The sequence below is a fragment of the Agathobaculum sp. TL06 genome (assembly GCF_054658635.1).
The window spans coordinates 95,939-107,641 of record NZ_BAAGGY010000001.1; the positions used below are offsets into that span (position 1 = coordinate 95,939).

At 52.5% G+C, this 11,703-nt stretch carries 13 protein-coding genes and 1 riboswitch; of the genes, 11 read left to right on the top strand and 2 right to left on the bottom strand.

Annotated elements, in window-relative coordinates:
• Positions 1–11 precede the first annotated feature (11 nt).
• The 11 genes from miaA (at position 12) to ACYQ3S_RS00490 (ending at position 9,854) form a co-directional block, all read left to right on the top strand.
• The gene (gene miaA / locus ACYQ3S_RS00440; RefSeq protein ID WP_459686816.1) at positions 12–953 is read left to right on the top strand and encodes a tRNA (adenosine(37)-N6)-dimethylallyltransferase MiaA; all 942 of its coding nucleotides are present in this window, start codon (positions 12–14) and stop codon (positions 951–953) included.
• A gap of 30 nt (positions 954–983) precedes the next feature.
• Positions 984–1,235, top strand: a complete 252-nt coding sequence (hfq, locus tag ACYQ3S_RS00445) for an RNA chaperone Hfq (protein WP_459686944.1) — start codon at positions 984–986, stop codon at positions 1,233–1,235.
• A gap of 19 nt (positions 1,236–1,254) precedes the next feature.
• Positions 1,255–2,511 carry an HlyD family efflux transporter periplasmic adaptor subunit gene (locus ACYQ3S_RS00450; protein ID WP_459686817.1) on the top strand — a complete coding sequence of 419 codons (1,257 nt, stop codon included), beginning with the start codon at positions 1,255–1,257 and terminating at the stop codon, positions 2,509–2,511.
• Positions 2,508–3,233 (top strand): YggS family pyridoxal phosphate-dependent enzyme, encoded by a 726-nt coding sequence (locus ACYQ3S_RS00455; RefSeq protein ID WP_459686818.1) that lies wholly within the window; start codon positions 2,508–2,510, stop codon positions 3,231–3,233. Before ACYQ3S_RS00450 ends, ACYQ3S_RS00455 begins: the two co-directional genes overlap by 4 nt.
• Positions 3,234–3,253: 20 nt before the next feature.
• Positions 3,254–3,718 carry a cell division protein SepF gene (locus tag ACYQ3S_RS00460; protein WP_459686819.1) on the top strand — a complete coding sequence of 155 codons (465 nt, stop codon included), beginning with the start codon at positions 3,254–3,256 and terminating at the stop codon, positions 3,716–3,718.
• A 12-nt stretch (positions 3,719–3,730) separates the two neighbouring features.
• On the top strand, positions 3,731–4,000 hold the full coding sequence (locus tag ACYQ3S_RS00465; protein ID WP_082396650.1) for a YggT family protein: 270 nt from the start codon (positions 3,731–3,733) through the stop codon (positions 3,998–4,000).
• 85 nt (positions 4,001–4,085) lie between these two features.
• Entirely contained in the window at positions 4,086–4,724 is a 639-nt protein-coding gene (locus ACYQ3S_RS00470; protein ID WP_459686820.1) for a DivIVA domain-containing protein, read from the top strand.
• A 24-nt stretch (positions 4,725–4,748) separates the two neighbouring features.
• Complete coding sequence (gene ileS / locus ACYQ3S_RS00475; RefSeq protein WP_459686821.1) at positions 4,749–7,541, top strand: isoleucine--tRNA ligase; 2,793 nt, start codon at positions 4,749–4,751, stop codon at positions 7,539–7,541.
• 60 nt (positions 7,542–7,601) lie between these two features.
• Positions 7,602–8,135, top strand: a complete 534-nt coding sequence (gene lspA / locus ACYQ3S_RS00480) for a signal peptidase II (RefSeq protein WP_459686822.1) — start codon at positions 7,602–7,604, stop codon at positions 8,133–8,135.
• Positions 8,125–9,048, top strand: a complete 924-nt coding sequence (locus tag ACYQ3S_RS00485) for an RluA family pseudouridine synthase (RefSeq protein ID WP_459686823.1) — start codon at positions 8,125–8,127, stop codon at positions 9,046–9,048. Before lspA ends, ACYQ3S_RS00485 begins: the two co-directional genes overlap by 11 nt.
• Positions 9,045–9,854 (top strand): HAD family hydrolase, encoded by an 810-nt coding sequence (locus tag ACYQ3S_RS00490; RefSeq protein ID WP_459686824.1) that lies wholly within the window; start codon positions 9,045–9,047, stop codon positions 9,852–9,854. Before ACYQ3S_RS00485 ends, ACYQ3S_RS00490 begins: the two co-directional genes overlap by 4 nt.
• 84 nt (positions 9,855–9,938) lie before the next feature.
• Here ACYQ3S_RS00490 and ACYQ3S_RS00495 read toward each other — a convergent pair whose 3' ends face one another.
• Together ACYQ3S_RS00495 and ACYQ3S_RS00500 are read right to left on the bottom strand one after the other, a co-directional pair.
• Positions 9,939–10,784 (bottom strand): metallophosphoesterase, encoded by an 846-nt coding sequence (locus ACYQ3S_RS00495; RefSeq protein WP_459686825.1) that lies wholly within the window; start codon positions 10,782–10,784, stop codon positions 9,939–9,941.
• 70 nt (positions 10,785–10,854) lie between these two features.
• A complete protein-coding gene (locus tag ACYQ3S_RS00500; protein WP_459686826.1) occupies positions 10,855–11,472 on the bottom strand; it encodes an ECF transporter S component in 618 nt (205 codons plus the stop codon).
• Between the two features lie 90 nt (positions 11,473–11,562).
• Positions 11,563–11,695: riboswitch (FMN riboswitch) on the bottom strand.
• Positions 11,696–11,703: the final 8 nt, after the last annotated feature.

Below are 11,703 nucleotides of genomic sequence, written 5' to 3' on the forward strand. Positions count from 1 at the left end.
GGGAGAAAACCATGGAAAACCGTCTGATCTGCATCTGCGGCCCTACCGCGAGCGGCAAAACAGCGCTTTCTGTTGCGCTGGCAGAACAACTGCATACCGAGATCATATCAGCCGATTCCATGCAGATATATCGGGGAATGGACATCGGCACGGCCAAGCCGACCGCAGAGGAGCGGAAGGGCGTTCCGCATCACATGCTGGATATCTGTGCGCCTGACGAGCCTTTTTCCGTTGCGCGTTATGTGGAATTGGCGGATGCGGCGGCACAGGACATTCTGGCGCGCGGCAGGATACCGATTGTTGCGGGCGGAACGGGGCTGTATATGGACGCGCTGATAGAATGCAGCACTTTTTCCGGCGACGAAACCGACCTTTCCGTGCGGGAAAAATATCAGAGGATGGCGCGGGAGCAGGGGAACACGGCGGTACATGCCTGCCTGTCCGCGGTCGATCCGGAAAGCGCGGGCAAGCTGCATCCCAATAACCTCAAGCGCGTGATCCGCGCGCTGGAGGTGTACGAACAGACCGGCATGACGATCCAGCAATTGAACCGCCTGCATAAACGGCCTGCGCCAAAGTATCGGGCGGTCAAGATCGGCGTCTGTCCGGCAAAGCGTGAAACGCTGTACCAGCGGATTGACAGCCGCGTCGATCAAATGCTGACGGACGGACTGTTGGAGGAAACACGACGCCTCTGGACGCAGGGCGCGCTGACCGGAACAGCCGCGCAGGCCATCGGCTACAAAGAGCTTTTGGGGTATCTGGAGGGGCTGCAACCGCTCGAGGAATGCGTCGCACTCCTCAAGCAGCGCAGCCGGAATTATGCAAAACGGCAACTTACCTGGTTAAAAAGAGATGACAACATCCACTGGATTTATTATAATAATAGCGAGGACTTTGCTTCCGTATTACAGGATGCGACAAATTATCTGCAAAAACTCGGTGTACAATGATACCAGAAAATGTAAATTATTGGAGGAATCATTGTGCGAAACGAAATCAATCTGCAGGACAGGATGCTGAGCGTGCTGCGCCAGCAGGGACAAACGATAACGGTTTTTCTGACAAATGGTTTTCAGATGCGCGGAATCATCCGTGGATTTGATAATTTTATTGTCATACTGGAAACCGATGGGAAACAGCAGATGATCTATAAGCATGCGATATCAACGATCATTCCGCAGCGGCGCGTCGATCTGTTTGCGCAGAGGGAGGAACACCTGCCGGCGGAATAAATACATATGAGGGCTCAGCATGGAAGAAGAAAGAATCCCCCAGCGAAAAAAGAAGAAACGCCGCAATTATGGAAACCGGCTCGCCTTTGTCATCGTCGGCGCCGTTATCATCGCCTATGTGTTTTTTGAAATCTTTTCCGCTTATTTCGGCGGGCTGGAAACCGAGCCGGCCGTTCAGGTTTCGGTCAATGACAGCTTTAACGCAGTCGGTTGGTTTTTCCGCGATGAAGCGCCCATTGAGGGACGGACGGGGGAATCGGCCAAGCATATCGTTTACAGCGGGGAGCGCGTCCAAAAGGACGCGCCGCTCGCAACCATCTATGCGGATGAAGCGGCGCTTGCCATCAGCCGGCAGCTGGAGCCTTTGGAAAATAAAATTGAGCTTTTGGACGCTGCGCTGCAATCGTCGAACGACAAAGCGGATTCGGCAAAGATCGACCAGTTGATCACGCTTGCCCTGCAGCAGATGGCCGGCCAGGTCCGCAGCGGTTCGGGGATATCGCTGTCCGCCTCTGCGGATTCCCTCCGCACCCTTTCCCTCCGGCGGGAATCAGGGCATATCGATACCGCTGCAATTACTGCGGAGCGGGATGCCCTGGCAGCCGAACGGAACAGCCTGAACGCACAGCTTTCCGGCAGGACAAGCCAGCTTACGGCGCCGTTTTCCGGCTATTTTTCGGATAATGTGGATGGGTATGAACAAACACTGACGCCGGAAGCGCTGGATGAGCTGACAATCGACACCTTCCACGAGCTGACGCAGCAGGGAAAGGCACAGGCGGATTCCTCTTCCATGGGGAAAATCATCCAGGGATTCAGCTGGTATCTTGTTTCAGAGGTTTCCACCGAGGACGCGAACCGGCTTACAGAAGGGCAGAACCTGCGTGTAAACTTCACACAGGCCTCGATGGAAGCGCCGGTATCGGTATACTCCATCATCAAGGAGCATAACAGCGAAACCGCTCTGGTCGTTCTGGAGGGGACAAGCTTTGACAGTGAGATGGTTTCCATGCGGAACCAACCGATAGAGATCATCATCGCCACCTATACCGGCCTGCGCGTTCCCAAGCAGGCGGTGCGCATGGATGGCAATGAAATCGGCGTATACATTTTAAGCGGCTCGGTTGAAAAATTCAAAACGATCCATAAATTGTACGAAACAGATTCTTACTATGTTGTGGAGCAGAGCGCAACGGATGCGGGCGCGCTGGTCGCAAAGGATCAAATCATTGTCCGCGGTAAAAATCTGCAAAATAATATGGTGGTGAGAACATGACAGAACAGGAAAAAAGCGAGCTTTACAGCCGGATACAGGCCGTACAGGAAAGGATCGACACCGCAGCAGAAAAGGCTGGCCGCGACCCAAAGGATATTGTCTTGGTTGCCGCGTCCAAAATGAATGACGCTGAACGGGTGCGCGCCGCCATTGCATGCGGTATCCGCGTCTGTGGGGAAAATCGGGTGCAGGAGCTGCTCGATAAATACGAACAGAATGCCTATGCGGGGGCTGACCTGCAGTTTATCGGTACGCTGCAGACCAATAAAGTCAAATATCTGATCGGCAAAGTATCCCTGATCCAGTCCGTTGGGTCGGTGCGCCTTGGCGAGGCGATCGCTAAGGAAGCGGAAAAGCGCGGCGTCCGGCAGGATATTCTTCTGGAGGTCAATATTGGCAGAGAGGCTGCCAAAAGCGGCCTGCTGCTGGAGGAACTGGATGACGCGGTTTCCAGATTGTGTGAAAAAAAGTCGCTGCACATCCGCGGCCTGATGGCGATTCCGCCGATTGCTGACCAAACCTCAAAAAACTTGAGCTATTTCACCGAAATGCACCAAGTATTTGTTGACATTTTGACGAAAAAATACGATAATGTAAATATGGATTATTTGTCTATGGGTATGACAAATGACTTCGAAACGGCGATTGCGTGCGGTGCGAATATGGTTCGCATTGGCACGGCGATCTTTGGCGCGCGGCCTTATCAGATCGTCTCGCCTTAAAACGTAAGGAGGAACTTGGTATGGGTTCGATCAAAGGCTTTATCGATTGGGTAAAGGGCGAGGAAATCGAAGATGAGTTCGAGGAGGAACTGCCCCGTAAGCGCAGCGAAGAGCCTGTGATGGGCAGCTCGCCTTCCGCTTATGACAGCATCGCTTCCGACGCGGCTTCGTCCCGCCGCAGCAATAAAGTTGTCAATATCAACGCCACGACACAACTGGCTGTTGTTCTTGTAAAGCCCGACCGCTTTGAAAATGCGGCGGAGATCGCAGACCATTTGAAAGATAAGCGCACGGTTGTCCTCAATTTGGAGCAGACCAATAAGGATGTCGCCCGTCGTCTGGTTGATTTTTTAAGCGGCGTGGCATACGCAAATGAGGGGAAAATAAAAAAAGTTGCCAACAGCACATATATCATCACGCCCTATAACGTCGATATCATGGGGGATCTGATCGATGAGCTGGAAAGCAGCGGCATGTATTTTTAAGGTTGGGCCGCTGTGATAAATCTTTTTATTTTAAATTTTGTCACATCGATCGTTCGATGCTTGGAATTTTTGCTTTTCGCGCGGGCGATTATGTCTTGGTTCGCTCAGGGCAGGGATTCAAAGATATATGAATTCCTTTATACGGTCACAGAACCGCTGGTATTACCGTTCCGCCATTTGCTGGACGGAGTCCGGTCGCTGCGAAACGTTCCGATTGACATTGCTTTTTTGCTCGCTTTTTTTACCCTTGAGTTGGTTTTGATGCTGCTTTACAGCTTGTAATTTATGGGGAAAGCGAAGTGGTCGGGCAAAGCCCGGCCATTTTCCCGTAAAACGGCGGATATAGAATATAACGGAGGAAAACTATATGACGGTGCAGGAAATTCAGGAAATTGGTTTTGAAAAAGCGGTTTTCGGCGGATACGACATGAAATCAGTCGATACGTTCTTAGAGCGGGTCGCTGAAGAATTCGCCTCCATGCAAAAGGAAAACGCTGCACTCAAAGCGAAAATGAAAGTGCTCGTCGATAAAATAGAGGAGTACCGCGGTGTGGAGGACGGCATGCGCCGGGCGCTGATGAGCGCGCAGACCATAGCGCAGGATACGATTGACAAGGCGAAAAAGGAAGCGGAGGAAATCGTTTCCGCTGCCAAAAATGAAACCGAAAACAAGGTGAAAAGCACGCAGGACGAGATACAGCTTGAGGAGCAGAAGCTCGAGGCTGCAAAAAAGAACACTATCGAGTTCATAGCGCGCGTTTCCGCTGTTTATCAGGCGCAGGCCAAGGCGCTTGTAGAGCTGGCGAAGGGGGAAAAGTTGGTCCGTCCGCAGCCGGCGTCAGCCGAGCAGGCACCGGAAAAAGCACCGCAGGCTGCCGCGGCGCCATCCAGTGCGGAAGCAGCTCCGCCGGAAAAGGCCGATGCGCCGATCGCGGATGCGACACGCAAATTTGACTTTGGCGAGCTGAAATTTGGCGCGGATTACGATCCGAAAGAAGTAAAGTAAAAGCGAAAGGACTGACACTGCAACATGCAGCAGGATTACAATAAGACGATCAATCTTCCCAAAACCGATTTCCCGATGCGCGCCGGCTTGCCGAAGCGCGAACCCGGCTTTTTAGAGGGCTGGGAAAAGCAGGACATCTATCATGAGATGATGAAAAAGAACGAAGGCAAGCCGCTTTTCGTACTGCACGACGGCCCTCCTTATGCCAATGGCAATCTGCATATGGGGCATGCGCTCAATAAGATCTTAAAGGATTTTATTGTGCGCTCCCGCAATATGATGGGGTATCAGGCGCCGTATATCCCGGGCTGGGATACGCACGGTCTCCCGATTGAGCGCCAGGCAATCAAGGCATACGGCATGGACCGTGATAAGGTTTCCACTGCGGAATTCCGTTCCAAATGCGAGGAATTTGCGCATAATCATGTGAACACGCAGCGGACGCAGTTCAAGCGCCTGGGCGTAATCGGCGACTGGGAGCGTCCGTACCTGACGCTGACACATGATTACGAAGCCGCCCAGATTGAGATTTTCGGCGAGATGGCAAAGCGCGGGTATATCTACAAGGGCATGAAGCCGGTCTACTGGTGTCCGCACGATGAGACTGCGCTGGCTGAAGCGGAAATCGAATATCAGGATGAGCCCTGTTCCTCGATTTATGTCAAGTTCCATGTAACGGACGACAAGGGCGGCAAAATCGCCGCCATTACCGGCGGGCTGGAAAATGTCTATTTCGTGATCTGGACCACCACCACCTGGACGCTGCCGGGCAACCTTGCGATCTCGGTCAATCCGGTGTTTGAATATGATCTGGTCAAGGTTCCGTCGGGCGATATTTATGTGCTCGCCAAGGAACTGGTCGAAGCCGTTATGAAAGCGGCCAAGATCGATTCCTGGGAAGTGTTGGGTACGCTGCTGGGCTCCGATTTGGAGCTGATGCGCACCAAGCACCCGATCATGGACCGCGAGAGCCTCGTGATCTGCGGCGACCATGTTACGCTGGACGCCGGTACCGGCTGCGTTCATACCGCGCCCGGCTTCGGCGCGGACGACTTCATCGTCTGCCAGAAGTACGATATTCCGATCATTGTACCGGTTGATGGCAAGGGGATGACGACCGCCGACGCGGGAAAATACGCGAATCTGTATTATGAGAAGTCCACGCCGGTCATTCTGGAAGATCTCAAGTCCTGCGGCGCGCTGCTGGCAATCGAAGAGATTGTACACAGCTATCCGCACTGCTGGCGCTGCAAGAACCCGATCATTTTCCGCACGACCGAGCAGTGGTTCTGTTCGGTGGATGCGCTCAAGGATGATGCGGTCAAGGCATGCGAGCAGATCAAATGGATTCCGGCCTGGGGCGAAGAGCGCATGACTTCCATGATCCGCGAGCGTTCGGATTGGTGTATTTCCCGCCAGCGCGTATGGGGCGTGCCGATCCCGATCTTCACCTGCAAAAAATGCGGCAAGCCGCTGGTAAACGAGCGGACGATTCAGCTTGTTGCGGATCTGTTCCGCGAAAAGGGGTCGAACGCCTGGTTCGATATGCAGGCGTCTGAAATTCTGCCGCCGGATATCAAATGCGAGTGCGGCTGCAGCGATTTTGAAAAAGAAACCGATACGATGGATGTCTGGTTTGACTCCGGCTCCTCCTGGCGCGCAGTCATTGAAAACCGCGAGCATCAGACGACACCGGTGGACGTATATCTGGAGGGCAACGACCAGTACCGCGGCTGGTTCCAGTCTTCCATGCTGACGTCGATTGCCACGCAGGGCAAAGCGCCGTATAAGACAGTTATCACCCACGGTATGATCGTGGACGAGGAACGGCAGAAAATGTCCAAATCGCGCGGCAACGGCATTTCGCCGGATGATATTCTGGCACAGTACGGCGCGGATGTGATGCGCCTGTGGGTTGCGTCCTCGGATTACCGGCAGGATATGCGTATTTCCAAGGACATGCTGGGGCATTTGTCACAGAATTACCTGAAAATCCGCAACACAGCGCGTTATATTCTGGGCAATCTGTTTGACTTTAATCCCCAGACCGATAGGGTTGCGTATGCGGAATTGCCGGAGCTTGACAAGTGGGCGCTGATGAAACTGAACGAGCTGGTTGCCAAGGTGCGCGAGGGATACGATTCCTATGAGTTCCATACGGTATTCCATGCAATCCATAAGTTCTGCGTTGTTGATATGTCCAATTTCTATCTGGACGTAATCAAGGACCGCCTGTATTGTGATGATACGACGGGTCTGAGCCGCCGTTCGGCCCAGACCGCGATGTATAATATCCTCAGCGCGCTGGTGCGCATGCTTTCCCCGATCCTGTGCTTCACTGCGGACGAGATCTGGCAGGCTATGCCGCACGCAGAGGAGGACGACGTCCGCAACGTGGCATACAATGAAATGCCTGCTGCAGACGATTCCCTGGCGTTCAGCGAGGAGGATTGTGAAAAGTGGAGCAAGCTGACCGCATTCCGCGATGATGTCAACAAGGCGCTCGAAGGCGCTCGGAATGAAAAAGTCATCGGCAAGCCGCTGGAGGCCAGTGTCACCGTGTATGCAAACCAGGATACGGCGTCTTTCCTCACTGGCTGCGGCCAGGATTTGGCTGATCTGTGCATTGTTTCCGAGCTTGCTGTTGTCGCGGGTGAGGGAAGCGGCATGGAGAGCGAATACCTCCCTGGACTGAAGATTGCAGTCGGCCGCGCCGCAGGTGAGAAGTGCCTGCGTTGCTGGAAGCAGTCCCAGTCCGTCGGTACCAACGCGAAGCATCCCGCCTTGTGCGCGCGCTGCGCCGAGGTTGTCGGCTAAATGAAAGCGAAAAGGGAACAGAATTTTCTGTTCCCTTTTTTATGATAGGAGTCAATATGTATGCCATTATTTGTCTTCGCGGCACTGATTATGGTCGAAATCGATCAGCTTGTCAAGGCTTGGGCGCTGAATGAACTGAAGGATCTGCGCACCCTGCCGGTTATCGGCGACGTATTCCATCTAACCTATGTGGAGAATCGAGGCGCCGCATTCAGCCTGTTCTCCCAGTTTGATTCCCGATGGATCTTTGTTGCGCTGGCTTGTGTTATCACCGTGGTCATTCTGGTTCTGCTGCAAAAAAAAGTGATGCAGACGCAGCTTGGAGAATGGTCACTGGTCCTGATTGCCGCGGGTGCGGTGGGTAATGCGATCGACCGTGTGATACACGGTTTTGTCGTGGATTTATTCGATTTTCGCCTGATTCATTTTCCGGTATTCAATGTCGCGGACATCTTTATTTGCACGGGCGGCGTGCTTTTCGTCCTGTACGTCATGTTCCAGCACAAAGAAAAAGAAGAACAGCCGCCGGAAGAAGCTGCAAAGCCCGCGGAAGAGGACAAACAGACAATTTCGGAGCAGGCGCATGGAGAATAACATTCGATTATCCGTACCGGATACGGAATCCGGTCAGCGGATCGACAGCTATTTGGCGGAACAGATTCCAGGTTTGACCCGCTCTGCGGTGCAGAACCTGCTTGCGGAACAGGCTGTCACCATTGCGGGCAAGGCGATAAAAAAGAATTATAAGCTGTTGGGCGGAGAGGATATCCTGGTCCAGCTTCCAGAAGTGCGGGAGGTAGACCTGATCCCCGAGGATATTCCGCTGGATATTGTATATGAGGATTCAGACATCATTGTCGTCAACAAACCGCGTGGGATGGTCGTTCATCCCGCTGCCGGAAACTGGTCCGGCACTCTGGTAAATGCACTGATGTTCCATTGCGGTACCAGCCTGTCGGGTATCAATGGCGAACTGCGTCCCGGCATTGTACACCGGATCGACAAAGATACCAGCGGGTTGCTGGTTGTGGCCAAAAACGACACTGCACACCAAAGCCTTGCGGCACAAATCGCGGCGCATACCGCGTTTCGTGGGTATGAGGCAATCGTCGTCGGATCCCCGAAATTGGACAGCGGGACCATCGATAAGCCGATTGCACGTCATAAAACCGATCGCAAAAAAATGGCTGTGGTGGAAGGCGGACGGAACGCTATAACCCATTATAAGGTGTTGCAGCGTTTCCGCGGTTATACCCATATGGCCTTTCAGCTCGAAACCGGACGGACGCATCAGATCCGTGTGCATATGGCGTCGGTTGGGCATCCGATCATCGGCGACCCGCTGTACGGCTTTGCCAAAGACCGTTTCGCCCATATTGGCGGGCAATGCCTGCATGCCGCGCGCCTTACCTTACAGCATCCGCGAACAGAGGAAGTCATGTGCTTTTCCGCACCGCTCCCTGACTATTTTACGGATATTATCGCAAAACTGGAGAAGATGGAATGAATAAATTTGAGGGAATGCTGCTGGCCTGTGATATGGATGGCACCTTACTTGACAGCAGCCGACAGATATCAGAACGAAATGAACGCGCACTGCGGTATTTTACAGAGGAGGGGGGACGCTTTTCCTTAGCCACTGGACGCGCGCCCGGGGCAATCCGCAGCTATCTGCCGCAGCTTCCGTTTAATGCGCCGTACAGCCTTCTCAATGGGTCGCTGATTTTAAACGAACAGCATCAGGTGATGCGCTGCGCCGGTATGCCAGTTGAAACAAAGGAATTGATTCAGACAACTTTGTTAGAATTTTCACAAATAGGTTGCGAAATTTTTATTGGCGACCGTATCCTGGTATGCCAGTCAAGTGAAGTAACCGAGCAGCATATGCGCACCCTGCATTTGGATTTCGAGACGGTTTCTCCGAACCATCTTCCAGATACTGCGGATTGGTGCAAAATCAATTTTACAGGCGATCCCGCGCTTATGAATCAGGTAAAGGCGTTTTTGAAGCCATATCAGGATCGGTTTTGCATGGCGTCAAGTATGCCTTCATTTTGGGAGGTTACAGCACGGGGCGTCAATAAAGGAACCGCCTTGGAAACGATCGCACAAAACTGCGGAATACCGCACGACCGGATATTCGCCGTTGGAGACAGCTATAATGATGAGGATATGATCCACGCAGCATATCTGGGTTTTGCGCCGGCAAATGCGGATGATGGGATATTACAGGCGGCGGACGTCCATGTCAGAAATAATGACCTGGATGCGGTCGCCGCAGTGGTCGAATATCTGGAAGCGCATTATTCATGATGCGCTTCTTTTTCCACTCCCCTCAATTATACAAAACTTTTCTTTTGTATAATTGTATATATCTTCTTTTTAGAACGCACCTCTCTATTTGGGAACGATATCAACGACGACGATTTCCGGCGGATTAAAAACACGGGGCTTCCAATCCAGTACCAGGCCGCGTCCCACAATTTCCGTCATGGCGCCATATTGATACTGGCCGCCGGCGTATTCCGGAAAAAATCCTTGATTCGGCGCAATCAAACCATTCATGATATACGGGATTCTCCATTGGCCGCCGTGTGCATGGCCGCAAAGCGTTAAATCAAATGGATGCGCAGCGTATTCTTCTATATATTCCGGACGGTGCGCCAGCAGGATATGAAACGCGTCATCCCCGAACAGGTCGTCAAAGCGCTGCAGCGCTTTCCGGTAAGGCGCTGCATTCCCATATGAGCTTGGCACGCGGTCGCCATAGGCTGCCGGATCATCCACACCACAGATCACATATTCTCGGCCGTCCACTGTTATACGCTCCCGTTCATTATGTAAGACGTGTATTCCATAGGAATCTATCATCCGGAATATCTGCTCCGGCTCGCTGCTCCAATATTCATGATTGCCGGATACATAATAGCATGGCGCGATTTCTGTAATCTGTTTTAGCAGCAGCTTGGCGCCGTCCTGCGGTTGTTTATCGTCAACAATATCGCCGCATAGTGCGATAATATCCGGTTGCAGCTCTCGCACCCTGCGAACAAGCGGTGTCTGGTCGTTTCCGTAAACATAGCTGTGCAGGTCGGAAAGCATGACAATGCGCAGCTTTTCCTCCGCGTTGAGTTTGGGCGTTGACACCGTATAGCGGCGCGGCGTCAATCCGCAATAAAGGCCGCATATCCCCACGCCGACTGCGCACATCAGGACAGCGGACAATATCCGTTTTCTTTTCATTGTTGGATTCCTTTTTCTTTATTAGAATTAGAAAAGCGCGGCAGGCCCTCTCCCCTCCGCGCTTTTTGTTTCAGCCCGCCTGCCGGCTTTTATGATGCAGGTCGATCTGTTTGGATTTAATGAATACGCTGAGCTTTTTGTAAGCCAGCATCGTAATCACCGTCAAAATTACACCCTTGATCAGATTGAACGGCAATATGCCAAACAACAAGTATGCACTCATCCCGTCAATCGCAGGATTAACCGCAGCGCACATCTGGAATATCGCATCCAGATTCCACCCCATTCCGTTCACATAAAACGGAATAATGAGAAAATAGTTGGTCAGCATTCCCATGCAGGCCATGGCCACCGCGCCAACGGCACAGCCGATAACCGCAAATTTGCGGCTTTTGTGCATGCGATAAAGCAGCACAGCAACAATCACCAGTGTGGAAAGCATCAGAAAATCCGCCAATTCCCCCGAACCGGCCGTTTGGCTCTGGGTTAAATGGATCAGATCCTTGATACCGATCATGGTAATCGCCGGACCAATGCCAAAAATAAACGCGCCGATCAGGACCACCGCTCCGGAAAGATCCACTTTGAGAAACGGCGGCATAAGCGGGATCGGGAATTCAAAATACATCAGAACGGTAGCGATTGCCGCAAATACAGCGGTATAGGTGATCTTGCTTGCTTTTGTCATGGTTCTGTCTCCCTTGTAAGGAGTTCTGTTCGGTTGGGTAAATAAAAAGCCCTTGGAAATACTCCAAGGGCGCGCAGACGTACCGAGATACACCTGTTTCTTTCATCCGGACTATAACCGTCGGTTGGGATTCACACCCATCATGCCTTGCGGCTCGCAGACTATCAGGAACGACACCCTGTATACTGCCGGTGGAGACTTTCACTCCGCCCTGAAACAGAACTGATTTAA

What these genes read in the sequence shown, in the direction of transcription:
- miaA (WP_459686816.1), top strand. Translation starts at nt 12, where the DNA reads ATGGAAAACCGTCTGATCTGCATCTGCGGCCCTACCGCGAGCGGCAAA.
- ACYQ3S_RS00450 (WP_459686817.1), top strand. Translation starts at nt 1,255, where the DNA reads ATGGAAGAAGAAAGAATCCCCCAGCGAAAAAAGAAGAAACGCCGCAAT.
- ACYQ3S_RS00455 (WP_459686818.1), top strand. Translation starts at nt 2,508, where the DNA reads ATGACAGAACAGGAAAAAAGCGAGCTTTACAGCCGGATACAGGCCGTA.
- ACYQ3S_RS00460 (WP_459686819.1), top strand. Translation starts at nt 3,254, where the DNA reads ATGGGTTCGATCAAAGGCTTTATCGATTGGGTAAAGGGCGAGGAAATC.
- ACYQ3S_RS00470 (WP_459686820.1), top strand. Translation starts at nt 4,086, where the DNA reads ATGACGGTGCAGGAAATTCAGGAAATTGGTTTTGAAAAAGCGGTTTTC.
- ileS (WP_459686821.1), top strand. Translation starts at nt 4,749, where the DNA reads ATGCAGCAGGATTACAATAAGACGATCAATCTTCCCAAAACCGATTTC.
- lspA (WP_459686822.1), top strand. Translation starts at nt 7,602, where the DNA reads ATGCCATTATTTGTCTTCGCGGCACTGATTATGGTCGAAATCGATCAG.
- ACYQ3S_RS00485 (WP_459686823.1), top strand. Translation starts at nt 8,125, where the DNA reads ATGGAGAATAACATTCGATTATCCGTACCGGATACGGAATCCGGTCAG.
- ACYQ3S_RS00490 (WP_459686824.1), top strand. Translation starts at nt 9,045, where the DNA reads ATGAATAAATTTGAGGGAATGCTGCTGGCCTGTGATATGGATGGCACC.
- ACYQ3S_RS00495 (WP_459686825.1), bottom strand. Translation starts at nt 10,784, where the DNA reads ATGAAAAGAAAACGGATATTGTCCGCTGTCCTGATGTGCGCAGTCGGC.
- ACYQ3S_RS00500 (WP_459686826.1), bottom strand. Translation starts at nt 11,472, where the DNA reads ATGACAAAAGCAAGCAAGATCACCTATACCGCTGTATTTGCGGCAATC.